Raw genomic sequence first — 16,761 nt, forward strand, 5'->3', positions numbered from 1 at the left:
TAGTGATTCAACTATAGAATTGATTATATGATGCTTTTATATATCATCTCGCTAGCATGCTCGTTGAGCTCATCATCAGCCAAATCTGGTGGCAATATATTTGCCTCTAGCTGCTGCTCCCCCAAGAGTAATCGTCCCGCATCAACCTCCTTTTTGAGCAAGCATTGCAAGCTTGAGAGATGAAACTGGGCATCGTAATGCTCATAGAGTGCTTTTAAAGAGATAGGTGCTTTTGCATGCACATCGAGATACAGACTGTCAGCGGCTAAGATAGTCATCTCATTCAGCGCCTCTTCGCGCAGTAGCTCTTGTTTATTGATTCGGCGTTGCAAGTTATTGGCCAATCGACCTTTAAAAGCCAGCATAACGATAAAAATCAGCGTTTGTAGCACAAATAAAGCCACATACTGCCATAGCGGCAGCGAGATATTTAATAGCTTGCTGAGCGACATCAGTACCATCGCTACGACCACATAGCTGACCAGTTGCCATAGCAGCCACATCATAAAGCTGTTCTCACCGAACCAAAACATCTGGCGCTCTTTTAGGCGAATCAGATGCTGACGCGCCTGCCACCAATGATGCTCACGCTGCTTTAATTGCCTATACAACTCTGCGCGCGGCGTACTATTATCAAAGTTTTTGTTATTGATATCTTTGGCATTGAGATCATCAGTCTTTGAGACACTAGCCATATCAAATTATCCTCAGCATAATCTGTCGTTAACACTGACAGTTACTTTTATATTATTATCATACCAATCCCAAAAATGTGATTAGCGGTATCAAGCTCACTTAGTTTACTAAATGTAGTACTGGCACTCGCCTTCCTTGCTAGTCAAATTTTTGCAGATGCTATCAGCTGTAAAGCACCAAGCAGCTATAAAGCACCAAACTTATGATAATGCCTGCAATCTTCTTAGGTTTGCCTGTCGCTTCAATCAATGAATAATTTCTAATTAGCATTTATTTAAGAGACGATAAATTAGCAGCGATAAGAAAAAGACAAAAAATAAGGGAAGTGCTACACTGCTCGAATGTAAATTTTCTTTATAACTTTATTATTAATTGTCTATTATAGTTACCCTACTTATGAATCACAACTTGAACGCTCTGCATCCTTATCCCTTCGCTAAGATGGCAACTTTACTTGCTAATAGTACGCCAGCCCATAACCACAGTGAAATCAAGCTCGGTATTGGTGAGCCGAAACATGAGCCACCTGAATTTGTGCTGGACGTCCTACGTGAAAACTTGGACAAAATAAGCCGTTATCCAAACACTAATGGCCTCTTTGAGCTACGCCAAACCATTGCTCACTGGCTTGAGAGGCGCTTTTTTTTAAATCACGTCGATGCCAAAACGCAAGTATTGCCCGTCATGGGCACGCGTGAGGCGATTTTTAGTTTTGTGCAAGCGGTTGTTGATCATAAGGCTAAGACAACAGATAGCATAGAAAACCACCAGTTGCCTAGCTCATCGACTGGCTCATCGCCTACTGTGGTCATGCCCAATCCGTTTTATCAGATATACGAAGGTGCTGCGATACTGGCGCAAGCAACGCCTTACTTTGTGCCTTGCACGCTAGACAATGATTTTAAAGGCAATTATCGCGCTGTACCGAAAGAAGTATGGATGCAAACACAGCTGTTATTCGTGTGTAGTCCGAACAATCCAACAGGTTCGGTCATGACGATGGATGATTGGGAGTATCTCATTCGCCTGTCAGACCAATATGACTTTATCATTGCCAGTGACGAATGTTATAGCGAGCTATATTTTGATACCGCGCCGATTGGACTCCTGCAAGCTTGTGCAGCCTTGGGTCGTCATAACTTTAAAAACTGTGTGGTGTTTCATTCATTATCAAAACGCTCCAACTTACCCGGTCTGCGTTCGGGCTTTGTCGCTGGTGATGCAGAGATTTTGCAGGCTTATTTGCAATATCGCACCTATCAGGGCTGCGCGATGCCCATCCCTCATCAGCTGGCGTCTATCGCAGCGTGGCAAGATGAGAAACATGTCGAGCACAATCGCGCGCTGTACCAAGAAAAATTCGCGCTGTGGATGGCTGAGCTTGGTGAACTGTTAGCACTGCGGATGCCAGAAGCGGGATTTTACTTTTGGGTCAAAGTCCCCGAGCAGTTCGCGGGCGATGACGAGGCATTTGTGAAAGCCTTGTACGAGCAGACCAATATCCACGCCTTAGCTGGGCGCTATTTGTCACGTGAGGTCAATGGCAACAACCCCGGTCAAGGTTATGTGCGTATTGCACTGGTTGCCAGTGTCGAAGAGAGCCGTGAGGCCATCAGTCGTATTCGTCAGTTGCTTGGCGCATAACAGTCGCTTTAACAGCATTCACCTTTAACGGCAGTAGTCCTTAAAGCAGTAAGTTCTAAAAAATATATCCACCTCTACATAGCAACCTCCAATAACCACAATAATAATATGGTTATTGGAGGTTTTTTGCTTTAATAGTGCTATAGTAAAGCGTCTACTATTGAATATGCCATCAAGGATGATGCCATGCCCCATCTTGATTTTACCCAGCCACCGTTTGATGTTTTTCGTTTATCTGAACGGCAAAGTATCAGAAAGCACACCCAAATTCGCTATCTTGCCAAAAATGAAAGCTTGGCTACTGAAGACATGCAGTATCTTTATGTGGTCATCAAAGGGCAAATTGAGCAACTGCTTGATGGTGAATTTGTCGCTTCCTACTTGGGTAGCAATCACTCTGACCACTTGAATAGCAACGACTGGTTCGATAGTCGGCGTCTGCCCAAATCGCTAACAGAGAAAACATCGGTAGCAGACTCAGACATAAATACTACCAACCCCTCACCCTACCAGTTCCGTGCGGCTGAAGACACTCTACTGCTACAAGTTGATGGTACGGCCGTGGACAAAATCAGTGCGCAAAACCATTTGGTACGCCAGTTATTGTCAGACAAATTGCCTGAACGGTTAAAAGCCTTACAACAGCGTCGTAGTAGTCAAGGCTTAGATATTGATAGCTATAATGATCAGCAAGAAGTACAGCAAATCATGCTGCAGCCAGTGATTGATGTCAATCTATTGCCGGTACACATTGTCGATGCCAATAATAGCTTATACGAAGCCGCTCATACTATGACCAAAGCGGGGCTAAAACATGTACTGATAAGACCCTTAAATCATTTAGAAAATATAAAAGAAACATCACATGGCACCGGTCATCTGCTCGGCATCTTGACCGATAGCGATATTTGCCGTGCCGTGAGCGAACAGCAAGACCCTGCCACTACCCTTTGCCAGCGTTATGCCAACTTCAATCTGCGTACCATCAAGGCTGATGACGAGATTGGCGATGCGCTATTGACCATGACCCGCTACCGCATTCATAGGCTTCCGGTGATTGACAGCAATGGAGACGTCGCAGGCGTACTGGGACAAAGCGATATGCTCGCCCATATCGGGCATCATTCGCAGCTCATTAGTATTCAAATCGAGCAAGCAAAAGACTTGCCGAGCCTAGATACGGCAGTCGAGCTCATCGGTCGCTATATACGCGCGCAACATCAAAACGGTGTCAAAATTGGCAATATTAGCCGCATGGTACAGACGCTCAATGCCCAAGTTTTCACCAAACTCTGGCGACTTATCGTTCCTGAAGACATTGTGGAAAATACTTGCCTAATCGTCATGGGGTCAGAGGGTCGCGGCGAGCAAATCATGCGTACTGACCAAGATAATGCCTTAATTATCCGTGATGGCTTTACCCATCCTGACTTGGCGCAGTTCGCTGATACCTTTAACAACCACTTGGCAAACCTTGGTTATCCGTTATGCGATGGCAATATCATGATGACCAATCCGATGTGGCGCCAGCCGTTAAAACAGTTCAAAGCAAATATCAGTTTGTGGTTTAAAAACAGCGATCCGATGCACAGTATTTATTTGTCCGCCATACTGGACGGCGAATATGTCTGCGGCGATGAGTCGCTACTCACTGAAATACGCGACCATCTAAAAACAGCGCATAGGCAATCTGATCCAATGTTCGTCCGTCAGTTCGCCCGTGCCGCCTTACAGTTTGGTGATGTCAATCAGTGGTGGCAAAAGTTCGTGCCCCTACTAGGCGGTAAGCCCAATGTACAAGATATTGACTTAAAAAAAGCCGGTATCTTTCCGCTGGTTCATGGTATTCGCACTTTGGCATTAGAGAATGATGTCTTACACGTGCCTAGCACTAAAGGTCGTCTAAAGGCCTTGGTAAGCAGTCATGCCTTAACCCAAGAACGTGCCGACACTTTATTAGAGGCGTTAGAGTTTTTTATGGCGCAGCGTTTATCCGTGGCGCTCTCTACCGATGACAAACATGCACGGCAGGTCAATCCGACGACGTTATCAGCGCTCGAGCGCGATCTATTAAAAGAGTGTCTGGCGGTGGTTAAAAGCTTTAAGGCGCAGCTCAGACAGCACTATCAACTAGAAATTTCTTGAATGGACGATCGACGAATATGGGTTGGTTTCGACAGTTATCATGCGCGTGGCAAAAGAAGCATCTACAGCGTCCAGAGCTAGCAACGATGTTTGCTCCATCAGCACCTGAGCAGTGGGTAGCGATTGATTGTGAGATGACTGGACTCAATCCAAAAAAGCACCACTTACTGTCTATAGCTGCGATTCATATCAATGGCAATACTATCGATACTGGTAATGGCATGCATCTGGTTTGCAGACCGCCAGTGATGCCTGACCGCGATACTATCGTGATTCATGGTCTGCGTACCGCTGATGTCGAGCATGGCATGAGCTATGATGAGATGTTGGCATTACTGCTACCCTTTATTAATAATCGACCGATAGTGGGGTTCTGCCCACAAATAGATACGGGGTTTTTGAATCCCTTGGTGAAACGCTATATGGGCACGACATTACCGAACGAAGTCATTGATGTGCGGCATTTATACAGTCGGCGTATGGGCGATCGCACGCAGGGTATCCCCACTCAGTCACAACAGCTGGGCAATATCTTAGCGCATTATCAGATTCCCAAATTGGGAAGCCACGATGCGTATAACGATGCTATCATGACAGCAATGGCATTTTTACATGTACGTTAGAGCGTGTTGATGTTGAGAGGGGCTCGCTACAGCTACGCGAAAACAGCAACTCATGTTACCATAGTCTGATTTTTTACCTGATGACAGACTGCTCATGCTACTCACTTCTAAACCCTCTAATGACCCTGCTATTACCACCAAACATCAATCGCTTGCGAAATATCTGAGACTGTTTATGCCGTCTGGCAAAAGCTTCTCCACGCTGGCCTTGTTGGCAGCTATTATGGCATCGCCGCTCTATGCACAAGCGGCTCTACCAGCAGCCATTCAAGCCGCGCTAGGGCGAGCCGATTTAACCGCAGCAGATATCAGTATTGTGATCACCCCAGTGGGTGACAAAAATGCCAGTCGCTTACCCGCGCCTATTCAGATTGTTAATAGCAGCGAAATCACTAATAGTGACAAGCATAGTGATGATCATATCAACAAGCAAAAAACCACCACCTATCAGAGTTCATTGCTAACGATCCAAAAGCAGACGATCCAAAAGCATGAGCAACAGCTACACGCTTATACCGATGATCCTTATACTTATCAAAGTTTAGAGAGTGCGCCATCGATACTGCCGGATGATACCTCAACATCTGTCAATAATGGTAGTAGCAATGAAGGTAGCGAAGTTGCGATAAACGCTGCGCCTACAAATACTGGGTCTACAAAAAACACCTCTATCAAGATTTCATTTTCACCGTTGATCAATCATCAAGCCGACATCCCTCGCACACCTGCCAGTACGATGAAGCTCGTTCCCAGTTTTATTGCCTTGGACACACTTGGTGCTGACTTTGTCTGGCATACACGCGTGTATCATAGCGGCATTATCATCGGCGACCGTTTGTATGGGGACTTAATCATTCAAGGAAGTGGCGACCCAAAGATGACCCATGAGCGCTTACAACAACTACTCTATCGCGTACAAGCAGCGGGTATTCGCCATATCGATGGTAATATCATTATCGATAGCGCGGTCTTCGATCATGTGAGTAAGGATCCGGCAGCCTTTGATAATGCGCCTCTACGGCCTTATAACGCCAGCCCTGATGGTTTTTTGGTGAATTTTAGTACGATAGGTATCAAGAGCTACCCGTTAGATAATGGGCAAGCAAGCCTCGACTACACACCAAAATTGGCCGATTATCAGCTGCCAACTACGATCAACACGCGCACAGCCTCCTGTGGCCAAGCCCGTTATAGCCTAGCACCGCAGTGGCAATCAGAACAGCTGGCGTTAAATAATAACCTACCAGACAGCTGCGGCGAGCATGTTTTTTATGTCGCCTATCCTGACGCCAAAGACTTTGCGGCACGGGTCATCGCGGCCAAATGGCAAGCACTGGGAAACACCCTAAGTGGCAAGGTCATCTCACAAGAAACGCCTTATCAGACCGCAAAAAATAGCAAGTCGACGCAGGGTCTGGCAGCGTTATCGATGGCACCCTTGCCGCTGGTCAGTTACCCCTCGTTAACCTTAACCCAGCAGATTTATGATATTAATCATTTTTCTAACAATGTCATGACCGAGCAAGTCGCACTATCGATTGGTGCTTATGGTCAATCTGCTATAGGTAACAGTACAACCAAAGCAGATAGCGTTAAAGCCGTTAATATTAAAAGTAATATAGAATCCAATATAACTAGCGGAAATAATAATACACCGAGCAATGCTAACGCCGTAGATAATAAAACCATGAGCAAGCAGACAAGCAGCTTATATCAGTTTGGCAAACCTGCTGCTACAGACTATCCTGCGGCATTACAAACGATAAATCAGTGGTGGGAGAGTCATCTGAACACCCCGCCACCCTATCTGACCAATGGCTCAGGACTCTGCCGCGACTGTACCATCACGGCCGCTAATTTAAGCGAGTTGTTAACCTATGCTTATAGCCATCCTAGTTTCGATGCTTATGTCAATTCGTTAGGCGTCGCTGGGGTCAGTGGCACCATTGCCGCTCATGGCGAGCGCTTGCCTGAGTCGGACGCTATCGGTCGCGCGTGGATAAAAACTGGCACTTTAAATAACGTCACATCGATGGCAGGATATGTCAAAGGCTTGTCTGGGCAGGATTATGTCGTCGTTGGCCTTATCAATACCGAACAGGCGTTAAATGCTACTACCGCCAGACCGGTATTGGATGCAATGCTCGACTGGACCGCTCAGCAATGATTGGTCTTTATCAAGTAATATGAATAAATAGCTCTAACAAATAGCGCTCAACCTTCTCTATTGATTTATCGCACATTTTTATTGCCTTATTTTGCACTGTTATCGATAGTCAGTGTTTTACCTTTATAAAGGTCAGCTTATGTCACGTAAGACCACGCCACTCAGCAAGTCTACTACTCAATCTGCACACACTGGGTCGCCACAAAGCAGCAAATTAACGTCGCCTAAACTGACACAATATGTTGGTTTTTTTACGGTAGGTTATATTCTTACCAGTGCGATATTTATGATGATTCAGACCAAACTTGCCCTAAACTCGCAATTGGTCACCGTACTCTCTATCATTATTGGCGCTTATATTGCGGTCAGTAAATTTATTAAACATCAACAGCGCGCCCTGAATAAAAGTGAAATCAATCGCTTGACGTTAAGCGGGGTTGCGGTGGTCTGGTTATTGACTGCTATTTATTTCTTAGGCATATGGTTCTTTTTATTCGACGCGGTGAACCGTGAAGTCTTGGTCGAGATGGCTATGCAGCAACCTCTACCGCTAGTTTCTGCTTTAGTCATGATACTGGTACTGACTTTTATCAGTGCGCGTATCAGTATTTGGGCGCTGAATCGTCTGCTTGATCCCAAACGCAAAACCCTTTGAATTTGAACACGCCTGACTCTCTACAACGTACTACAAAGTTTTTTCACTATTAGGGTGTGAATTCCGTTACGCTAGTTTTAGCTAGCGTAACCTTCAGATTGAAGACACGCCCTAGCCTTTAACATTGAACTACTTTGTATTATTGATAGGAGTTGACACTATGGACATGCTATTTTTTGACAACATAGACAAGCTTGGACGCATCGTTTTGACCACTGTGATGGTGTACATCCTAATCGTGCTGACCACCAAAATCTCTGGTAAGCGCTCCACTTCTCAGCTCAATAACTTTGATTGGGTCGTTACCGTGATGATTGGCTCATTGGGTGCCAGTACCATATTGCTCAAAGAAATCCCCCTTATCGAAGGCATGGCTTCTATTTTGGTTCTATACCTATTACAGTTTTTGGTCACCAAATATGCCTCTATCTCACCGCAATTTAGCAGTTTTATTTTGTCAGAACCGCGCATCGTTTTTTATCAAGGGCAGTTTTTGCCAGATGCCATGAATGCTGAACGCCTGACCCGTCAAGAAATCGAGTGTGCCATGCGTTCTGAAGGCATTAATAGTTTTGATGATGTAGAGGCGATCGTTTTTGAATCTGACGCTAAGCTGACGATTATTCCTAGACCAAGCGATAGCGCTGATATCCAAAATACAGAAGACAAAGTCTCACAAACCATTGCGCCACTTATGTGATGTCGTTAGTAATACAGATATAAAAAAGGATAGCCAATTTGATCGGCTATCCTTTGTTGTTAAATTCATACTCAACGAGACTATTTCTGAAATTACAGCTTTCTGAAATTACAGCTTTCTGAATGACAATCTTGCTAAATGGTCTAGCTGATCAAATTGGCTAACCTTTATTTGATGCGTTTCCATGTTTGCGAACGACCAAAGAGTGGCGAGCCAACATAGCCTCGCAGGTCTAGACTTTGACCGTTGTCACTTAACGTAAGTTTGCCAGAATACGTTTTGCCAGACTCAGGATCTACTAACTTGCCATCGCTCCATGTATTATTACCATCGGCTTTTAGGCCTGATAAAATCTGCAAACCTTCAACAGGTTGGTTTTTAAGGCTGCCAGGGCACTTAGTACAAACGGCTTTAGCATTTTCTTTGTTGAGTACTTTGATTATTTTTCCTGACACCTTGCCATTGCTCTCACTCAGCTGAATGATGGCCTTTTTTTCACCCGTTTTGTCATCAATGGTTTGCCATTGCGAGCCATTTAAAGAGGCAGCAAAAACAGAGGTAGATAGCAGAGCACCAGCGGTAAAGGTAAGTAAACTCGATATAGTACGATTCATAAACGACTCCTTTCGTTAAAAAAATTTTCAATTGAACTTATGATGCATTAAAAAAATAGCATAAAGACATTATACAATAACTCCTTACTTCTCAAGATAACAATGAAGTAAAGAACAACTGTTTGTCGAATGCTAGTAAAGCATAAAAAAAGCTTTGTAAAAGGGTTGTTTGTTACGGCAACTTAACCTTAAAAATTTTTTGTTACATTTTCTCAATTATTGACATGGTATGTATTATGAAAGTAAGAATTTTGACGGTTGGTAACAAGATGCCGAGCTGGGTGCAGACGGGTTTTGATGAATATTTTAAACGTATCCAGCCAATGCTCAGCACAGAAATTGTTGAGCTTGCCGCCGCCAAACGTGCCAAAAACCCTTCGAATGCCAATCTCGCCCAGTACCGCGAGCAAGAAGGTCAGGCGATATTAGCCGCTCATAATGCAGCGGGACGTGAGCAGTTATGGGTATTGGATGTCAAAGGAAAGATGCTCTCGACAGAAGGATTGGCCGATAAATTGGCCGGTGCCATGCAGCAAGGCGATGATATCGCCCTAGTCATAGGTGGCGCTGATGGCGTATCGCCGGACGTATTGGCAAAAGCTGATGTGAAATGGTCGTTATCCGCGCTGACCTTGCCGCACCCATTAGTACGGGTGATGTTGATGGAGCAACTATATCGGGCGATGAGCATCAATCACAACCACCCTTATCATCGTGGCAACTAAAAACCTTAACAATTGAAAACTTAAGCAATTGAAAGCTTTAATATCAAAAATCTTAGCTACTGAAAATTATAGCCATCAAAAATAGCATGAATGCTATATTAATGGATAACGGTTTGCTTAAAAAAGATACCTCATCAAAGCGATTGAAAAATGGGCGCGCGCCCTAATAAACGGAACATGAAATACCCAAAACGAGCGACATCGAACGCCCCTTATGCGCATCAGCAACGTGAGTCACATCACCAAGAGCTGCATAAGCCTATTACCACCACAGCAGCTTTGGCAGAGGTCCAGGCTGGGCAGTTAACTGCGCCCAATTTAGCCAAGCTACCAGCAGTATTTATCTCGCATGGTGCCCCAACGCTGGCGATTGAACAATCGGCCACAACCAGCGCCTTGGCTCGTATCGGGCAAAACTTACCTAAGCCACGTGCCGTCGTCATTATGTCGGCGCATTGGCAGTCGGCAAAGTTGGAAATCAGTAGTAACCCAAGACCAAAGACATGGCATGACTTTTCGGGCTTTGCGCCTGAGCTATACGAGCTACAATACCCTGCTGCTGGTCACCCAGCGCTCGCTGAATCGTTAGCGCAGCAGTTAACGGCACGTGGTATCGCCTGTAGCGTCAATCCGATGCGCGTCTGCGATCATGGCGTTTGGGCACCGCTTATACACCTCTATCCGCTGGCCGATGTGCCTGTCGTCCAGATATCATTGCCACGGCACTATGACAGTGTTGCCTGTTATCAGCTAGGCGCGCAACTGGCGCAGCTGCGTCGTGAGCAAATCCTCGTCATTGGTTCAGGCAATATCACTCATAATCTGCAAGCCCTACGCTGGCAAGCTGATAGCATAGATGAGACGGCACAAGACTTTAAGCTATGGTTACTCCAGCAGCTCAAAACAGACATCCCAGCAGCATTAGACTGGCAGCAATATCCTAATTATCGAAGCATACATCCGAGCGATGAGCATCTATTACCACTATTTTTTGCCCTAGGAGCTGGTCAACGCGTCTCGGTGGTGCATCAAAGTATGGCGCACCACAGCTTAGGAATGGATATCTTTCGCTTTGATTAAGCAACTTTCAAGCCATAGCGATAGCAAAAATACAATTACTTTTCAAAAGCAGCTTTGGTAAACAACCCAGCGCGCTCCATTTCGCCAGCAATACTAAATAGCGTCGTCTCATCATTCATACGCCCAATCAACTGCACCCCAATCGGCAAACCCTTTTTGCTCATACCTACTGGCAACGACATGGCAGGCAGTCCAGTGACGTTGCCCAGCAAAGTAAAGGCCATTTTGCCCAGTACAGGCTGACTAAGTTTTTCAATCATCCCTGAGCTAAAGGCATATTTACCCATATCGATGCCTTTGTTGAGTAAGCCTGCGCTGCGCATGAGCATCTCATCCATACGACTTGGTGGTAGCACGCCATGCTTAACCGCAGGCGTCGGTACGGTCGGACACAGAATCATATCGTAGATGTCGAGTAATAGACCCGTTTGATATTGACTGTCATGCCAGCCCTGCTTAGCATGCGCCAAGTCAACGGCAGAGAGCGAGCGTCCCAACATCGCCATGTTATAGGTTTGCGGCTCTAGATTCTTTATATGTTCCGAGCCAAATGTGCGTTCAATATTATCAATGGTAAAGGCGGTATGGGTGCAAACCACCACTAAAAAATCATGCCAAAATTGCTCGATATTAATATTTGGCTCGGCAGGTACCACTCGATGTCCCATAGCTTCTAATTGCTTTGCCGTCTGCTCCAGAACGTTCAAAACTTCTTTGTCTACTACGGTATTGGCGACTAGTGGCTGCTGGTGCAAAGCTATCGTTAATTGCCGAGGGGCGCGCATCGCTGCTTGTAAAAATGTCCCATCAGGTGGCGCAATCACATAAGGCGCGCCAATCTCAGCGCCACTGGTAGCGTCGAGCATAGCGGCACTGTCACGTACGCTACGAGTAATCACATGATCGGCAACTGCCCCTTCCCAACCTTCCCCGAATGAGGGGCCTATGGGGTTACGTCCACGACTGGGTTTGAATCCAAACGCTCCGCACCATGCTGCCGGAAAACGTATTGAGCCGCCACCATCGCCAGCACCTGCCATCGGTACGATACCGCTCGCCACCGCCGCCGCGCTACCACCCGATGAGCCACCAGAGCTATAGCCCTTTTTGAATGGATTGTGGGTGGCACCGTGCGCTTTGGGTTCAGTGGTGATGATTAAACCAAACTCTGGCGTATTGGTCTTACCAAAGGTATTGACACCCGTCGCTTTCATACGTTTAACGATTTCGCTGTCGTTTTCTGGCACGACATTCACGCTACGACTGCCCATCGTGATGGGTTCGTCAGCAAAATAAAATGATAGGTCTTTGAGTAAGTACGGCACACCATTAAATGCACCTGCTGGCAATTCTGCTTGCGCGGCATCATAAGCACGCTCATCAAAACGATGGATAATAGCGTTTAATTTTGGATTGAGTGTATTGGCTTGATAGACGGCAGCATCTAACACCTCTTTAGCGCTGACTTCACCTGCATTGACCAATGCCGCCAATGCTATGGCATCATATTGGGTATATTCTTTAAACATAACTGACCTTCCTTGGTTTATAAGTATTGAGTTAAGTTAAACTAATATAGTGTTGTTTTCTTAGTAATGTCTACTCATAAAAAAAGCCAAACAGTTATGTTTGACTTTTCTGTTTTTGAAAGCTTTATTTTAGTTCAAACTGAACAAACCTATTCCATTCTTCAATCGCATTATTTATTGATTTTTGATGGTTTTTAATTCCACGGTTCTGTTCCTCAACAAAGTCGTTAATACAACTTTGATACTTATTAACATCATCCACAAATCGATTGTACTGAGCCTCAGATGTAAAGTTATAGGGTTTACTAGGCTTAGAACAGTACATATGCTTTTGAAACGTATCAGCAAGCGTAATGTTGGAAATACCTAAAGTTGCAACGATAATAGTAAATACTATCTTTTTCATAAAACTTCCCTATATATTGAGCAGATGCAATTATTACTCTTTATATTTATTCTAATATAGATAACCAACGATAACTACTTTTAAGCTCAATATTTATCTACATTAATAGCTCACGCTTACCACTTTTACCCATCGAACTGACCAAGCCAGCCTCTTCCATTGAGTCAACGATACGAGCAGCACGGTTATAACCGATGCTAAACTTGCGCTGAATACTAGAGGCAGAGACTTTTCGCGTCTCCATAATAAACGCCACAGCATCGTTATAAAGGTCATCGTCCTCACCAGAGGCATTCGCCGTACTACCACCGCCACTAGGACTAGACAGTTCAAAGTTGCCTGCCATATTATCAATATAATCCGGCGCACCGCGTTCACGCCACGCATCACAAACACGGTTGACCTCTTCATCGCTGACATACGCACCATGCACACGGTCCGGCTCAATTTGACCAGGTCCTAAAAATAGCATATCGCCGTTACCAAGCATGTCTTCGGCACCGCCACTGTCTAGAATCGTTCGCGAATCCACTTTTGAGTTCACTCGTAACGCTGCACGAACGGGGATATTGGCTTTAATCAAACCAGTAATGACATCGACCGATGGACGCTGGGTGGCAAGCATCAAATGAATCCCTGCCGCGCGTGATTTTTGCGCCAAGCGCGTGATCAGTTCTTCAGCTTGTTTACCGACTTGCATAATCATATCGGCAAACTCATCCGCGACAATGACAATCATCGGCAAAGTTTTTAGCTTCGGTGCTTGGCTGATGCTGACACTATCATTGGGTCGCCATAAAGGGTCAAGCATAGGATTGCCTGATTTCTCAGCAGCAATGACCTTTTTATTGAACTCGTTAAGCTTACGCACCTTTAATAAGCTCATTAGCTGATAACGGCGCTCCATCTCTGCCACACACCATGACAAGGCACTAGCGGCTTCAGTCATATCGGTGACGACTGGCGTTAGCAGATGCGGAATGTCGTTATAGTTGGCAAGCTCTAATTGCTTTGGATCAATCAAAATCAGACGCAGCTCATTTGGCGTATATTTGAGTAGCATCGACAGTAGCATTGAGTTGACCAATACCGATTTACCAGAGCCTGTGGTGCCCGCAACCAACATATGCGGCGCGCGGGCAAGGTCAGTAATGATGGCATTACCACCGATATCCTTACCCATCGCCATACTGATTTGGGCTTTCGGGTCGTTGAACTTTTCGGTATTTAATAGCTCAATCAAACGCACCATCTCGCGCTTTTTATTGGGCACTTCGATACCGATATAGGGCTTGCCCGGTATGACTTCGACCACACGCAAAGATGCCATTGATAGCGAACGCGCCAAATCGCGTGAAATACCGGTGACCTTACTGGCCTTTACGCCAGCGGCAAGCTCCACTTCAAAGCGCGTGACAACGGGACCCGGAATAGCATTGACCACAGCAGCCTTGACGTTGAACTCTTGCAATTTGATCTCTAATAACTCAGACAATTGCTCAAGCTCAGCAATAGTATAACTGGGCTTACGATCAGGATCTGGTTTATCTAAAATAGAGATCTCAGGGATAGGCGTCAGACTACTGCGATAGGCAGCCGTTTGCATCGAACGAGATTTTTGGCTAAAGGCGGCATCATCACTAATATGAGGCATCACAGGCAGGTCAGTGTCGTCAGCTCGACTGTCATCTTCTGGCATCATATCAGCAATATGGTTACCGCTATCACCCTCTGGCACGGCAAAGCTTACCGTTGGTTTAGACGCAACTATCGGTTCAATAGCTGGCGCTGTGACGGTAGTTTCTACTGTAGGCGGCAGTTTAGGATTAGCCGGTGGCGTATTGGTCGGGGTCATATCAGCGACTGGTGCGACGATACTTACATCATCCTCTTCTGGAGCAGGACTTTGTATTGACAATGGGCTTTTCCATTGCTCTTCATTTGATAACTTGTCTGCTAACTTGTCTGATGACCCAGCAGAGGCGTCATAAGTATTCTCTACTGCTGGCTTTAGTGCTGGCTGTTCAGGTTTATTAGTATCTTCTTCTGTTTCTTGAGAAGGTGGTGAAACAGGCGCATGCTCTGCTAACCAAGACTCTGCCAATGTATCAACTGTTTCATGCGTTTCATGCGTTGTATGACTGTCATCTGACGTTGCAGCTTGAGGCTCATCCATAAGATGAGGCGCGATTTGCTTGCTTGCTGCCCCTACAACTGCCTGCTCGACGCTGTTTGGTTGGTAATTAACAGTAGAGCTTGCTGTTGGTGTCTCTAGCATTGCCGTTTCTGTTACCGCGTCTGTGGCTACTGAGGTCTCAGTTGGTGACTCAGTATGATTCATATAAGTAGGTGCAGCAGCGTCAGAATACTGATTACTGTCTTGAATACTTTGATCGTGAATAGCAAAGTCGCTGGCCAATAGGTCATCAACGGTATTGGCATCATTCCAAGCAAAGCTCGGCTCCACTTTACGGGTAGACGTTGTGACAGGGTTTGAGGTAGTAGATACCTTGTTCTCGCTAAAGGTGCTAGAGGCATTTACGCTGGTGCTGCTAGGCGTGACGGCGGCGCTTGATAAATGCTCGCTCTGACTATCATTCCTCGCGGATACTGGCGTCGCTGCTGCCATAGAAGCCTTGACGCTAGCACCTAACCCAGAAGTCGCTAAAAAATCAGTCAGTACATGACTGAAACGACCACTATTATCTGCTTGTGGCTTATGCGCAGTGTCCTCAGTAGCTTGCAGCTCAAGGGGCAGCTGCTCATATTCTGCTACCGCTTGCGCGGCTTCTTCGTCAGTTCGACTGTCATCATCACGCTGTTGATGACGTTCTTTAGTTGCCTGCACACTATCACGCTCGTTATCTTGCTTTCTTACACCAGAACCAAGCCATGATAGGGTCATGATTTTTTGATATATCACCAGCCAATGAATATTAAAGGCAAAGGTCGCGGTGATAATCACGAACACCGTTAAAAAAATCACACTCCCCCACTGCGATAATAATTGAGCCAAACGTGCTTGCAGCTCAAGCCCGATAATACCACCCGCTACCCCTTTGAGGCCTGTGGCGACCGGATCGGCTACTTGCTGCACTAAAGCGACCAGTTGCGCGAATAAAGCACTCGCACTTAGGATTAAAAACACATAAGCAACCAAGCGCAGCAACCAAAACGTCGGCTTATTGTCCCACCAAATAAGAATAGATTCATAGACCACAAACGCCAGCAACCACCATGCGCCAAAGCCAAAAAAGCTATAAAGCAGGTCAGATAACCAAGCACCTGTCTCACCACCCATATTATTGATGGTCGTCATATCACTACTGATATGCGACCAGCTTGGATCATTACCGGTATAGGTCAGTAAAATAACAAACAGATAAACTGCCAGTATCAACCCAAGGAGGGTAAATATTCCTTTTTTCAAATACTCAATAAGCGGTGCTGATATCACGTAAGATCTGCCTTGTTATTAATACTAATTGGTCGCCAATGCATGACTAAGCCTAACCATGCTGACATAAAATTCTGATATAACGCACCAATATAAAGTGCTGATATGCATTTACCTAGTGCAGTGTTTATGATGAAGCGCATCAGGCTAAACCTTATATATAAGGGAGTTTAGCCTCATTGATAAGATAAAACATGTGCTTTATCACTTGCCCTTATTTGTCATTTGCTATCGTTTGTCCATCGAATAATTGACTCGGACAAGCGTCATGACACTGGGCATAACCTCCTATAATAACAAATAGATAGGGACGGTGGCGA

Annotated in this window: 13 protein-coding genes; 8 read left to right on the top strand and 5 right to left on the bottom strand. The window is 45.5% G+C overall.

Going from position 1 to position 16,761, the window contains the following annotated elements:
- Positions 1-23: 23 nt before the first annotated feature.
- The gene (locus tag AAEY80_RS00555; RefSeq protein ID WP_025652125.1) at positions 24-695 is read right to left on the bottom strand and encodes a hypothetical protein; all 672 of its coding nucleotides are present in this window, start codon (positions 693-695) and stop codon (positions 24-26) included.
- A gap of 397 nt (positions 696-1,092) precedes the next feature.
- Here AAEY80_RS00555 and dapC point away from each other — a divergent pair, with 397 nt between their 5' ends.
- From dapC to AAEY80_RS00585, 6 genes are all read left to right on the top strand, one after another.
- The gene (gene dapC / locus AAEY80_RS00560; protein ID WP_201633271.1) at positions 1,093-2,340 is read left to right on the top strand and encodes a succinyldiaminopimelate transaminase; all 1,248 of its coding nucleotides are present in this window, start codon (positions 1,093-1,095) and stop codon (positions 2,338-2,340) included.
- A 186-nt stretch (positions 2,341-2,526) separates the two neighbouring features.
- Complete coding sequence (locus AAEY80_RS00565; RefSeq protein WP_350587740.1) at positions 2,527-4,485, top strand: DUF294 nucleotidyltransferase-like domain-containing protein; 1,959 nt, start codon at positions 2,527-2,529, stop codon at positions 4,483-4,485.
- A 17-nt stretch (positions 4,486-4,502) separates the two neighbouring features.
- Positions 4,503-5,108 carry a 3'-5' exonuclease gene (locus AAEY80_RS00570; RefSeq protein WP_173240168.1) on the top strand — a complete coding sequence of 202 codons (606 nt, stop codon included), beginning with the start codon at positions 4,503-4,505 and terminating at the stop codon, positions 5,106-5,108.
- Positions 5,109-5,202: 94 nt separating this feature from the next.
- Positions 5,203-7,275, top strand: a complete 2,073-nt coding sequence (locus AAEY80_RS00575; protein ID WP_350587741.1) for a D-alanyl-D-alanine carboxypeptidase/D-alanyl-D-alanine-endopeptidase — start codon at positions 5,203-5,205, stop codon at positions 7,273-7,275.
- Positions 7,276-7,414: 139 nt separating this feature from the next.
- Complete coding sequence (locus AAEY80_RS00580; RefSeq protein WP_025652121.1) at positions 7,415-7,930, top strand: ABZJ_00895 family protein; 516 nt, start codon at positions 7,415-7,417, stop codon at positions 7,928-7,930.
- Between the two features lie 160 nt (positions 7,931-8,090).
- On the top strand, positions 8,091-8,630 hold the full coding sequence (locus AAEY80_RS00585; protein ID WP_101210912.1) for a DUF421 domain-containing protein: 540 nt from the start codon (positions 8,091-8,093) through the stop codon (positions 8,628-8,630).
- A gap of 167 nt (positions 8,631-8,797) precedes the next feature.
- Here AAEY80_RS00585 and AAEY80_RS00590 read toward each other — a convergent pair whose 3' ends face one another.
- A complete protein-coding gene (locus AAEY80_RS00590; protein ID WP_350587742.1) occupies positions 8,798-9,244 on the bottom strand; it encodes a DUF2147 domain-containing protein in 447 nt (148 codons plus the stop codon).
- Positions 9,245-9,480: 236 nt separating this feature from the next.
- Here AAEY80_RS00590 and rlmH point away from each other — a divergent pair, with 236 nt between their 5' ends.
- Both rlmH and AAEY80_RS00600 read left to right on the top strand, forming a co-directional pair.
- Positions 9,481-9,969, top strand: coding sequence for a 23S rRNA (pseudouridine(1915)-N(3))-methyltransferase RlmH (gene rlmH, locus AAEY80_RS00595; protein ID WP_201575579.1), 489 nt, complete (start codon positions 9,481-9,483; stop codon positions 9,967-9,969).
- Positions 9,970-10,146: 177 nt separating this feature from the next.
- On the top strand, positions 10,147-11,049 hold the full coding sequence (locus tag AAEY80_RS00600; protein ID WP_025652117.1) for a DODA-type extradiol aromatic ring-opening family dioxygenase: 903 nt from the start codon (positions 10,147-10,149) through the stop codon (positions 11,047-11,049).
- Positions 11,050-11,084: 35 nt separating this feature from the next.
- Here AAEY80_RS00600 and AAEY80_RS00605 read toward each other — a convergent pair whose 3' ends face one another.
- The 3 genes from AAEY80_RS00605 to AAEY80_RS00615 form a co-directional block, all read right to left on the bottom strand.
- Positions 11,085-12,578, bottom strand: a complete 1,494-nt coding sequence (locus tag AAEY80_RS00605) for an amidase (RefSeq protein WP_201633281.1) — start codon at positions 12,576-12,578, stop codon at positions 11,085-11,087.
- 124 nt (positions 12,579-12,702) lie between these two features.
- The gene (locus tag AAEY80_RS00610) at positions 12,703-12,984 is read right to left on the bottom strand and encodes a hypothetical protein (RefSeq protein WP_201580932.1); all 282 of its coding nucleotides are present in this window, start codon (positions 12,982-12,984) and stop codon (positions 12,703-12,705) included.
- A gap of 97 nt (positions 12,985-13,081) precedes the next feature.
- A complete protein-coding gene (locus AAEY80_RS00615; RefSeq protein ID WP_201633285.1) occupies positions 13,082-16,441 on the bottom strand; it encodes a DNA translocase FtsK in 3,360 nt (1,119 codons plus the stop codon).
- Positions 16,442-16,761 lie beyond the last annotated feature (320 nt).

The organism is Psychrobacter sp. 78a-MNA-CIBAN-0178 (genome assembly GCF_040309625.1).
Classification (GTDB): domain Bacteria; phylum Pseudomonadota; class Gammaproteobacteria; order Pseudomonadales; family Moraxellaceae; genus Psychrobacter; species Psychrobacter okhotskensis.

Coding starts and splice junctions, on each gene's coding strand:
- AAEY80_RS00605 (WP_201633281.1), bottom strand. CDS start 12,578: ATGTTTAAAGAATATACCCAATATGATGCCATAGCATTGGCGGCATTG.
- AAEY80_RS00570 (WP_173240168.1), top strand. CDS start 4,503: ATGGGTTGGTTTCGACAGTTATCATGCGCGTGGCAAAAGAAGCATCTA.
- dapC (WP_201633271.1), top strand. CDS start 1,093: ATGAATCACAACTTGAACGCTCTGCATCCTTATCCCTTCGCTAAGATG.
- AAEY80_RS00555 (WP_025652125.1), bottom strand. CDS start 695: ATGGCTAGTGTCTCAAAGACTGATGATCTCAATGCCAAAGATATCAAT.
- rlmH (WP_201575579.1), top strand. CDS start 9,481: ATGAAAGTAAGAATTTTGACGGTTGGTAACAAGATGCCGAGCTGGGTG.
- AAEY80_RS00610 (WP_201580932.1), bottom strand. CDS start 12,984: ATGAAAAAGATAGTATTTACTATTATCGTTGCAACTTTAGGTATTTCC.
- AAEY80_RS00580 (WP_025652121.1), top strand. CDS start 7,415: ATGTCACGTAAGACCACGCCACTCAGCAAGTCTACTACTCAATCTGCA.
- AAEY80_RS00590 (WP_350587742.1), bottom strand. CDS start 9,244: ATGAATCGTACTATATCGAGTTTACTTACCTTTACCGCTGGTGCTCTG.
- AAEY80_RS00600 (WP_025652117.1), top strand. CDS start 10,147: ATGAAATACCCAAAACGAGCGACATCGAACGCCCCTTATGCGCATCAG.
- AAEY80_RS00585 (WP_101210912.1), top strand. CDS start 8,091: ATGGACATGCTATTTTTTGACAACATAGACAAGCTTGGACGCATCGTT.
- AAEY80_RS00575 (WP_350587741.1), top strand. CDS start 5,203: ATGCTACTCACTTCTAAACCCTCTAATGACCCTGCTATTACCACCAAA.
- AAEY80_RS00565 (WP_350587740.1), top strand. CDS start 2,527: ATGCCCCATCTTGATTTTACCCAGCCACCGTTTGATGTTTTTCGTTTA.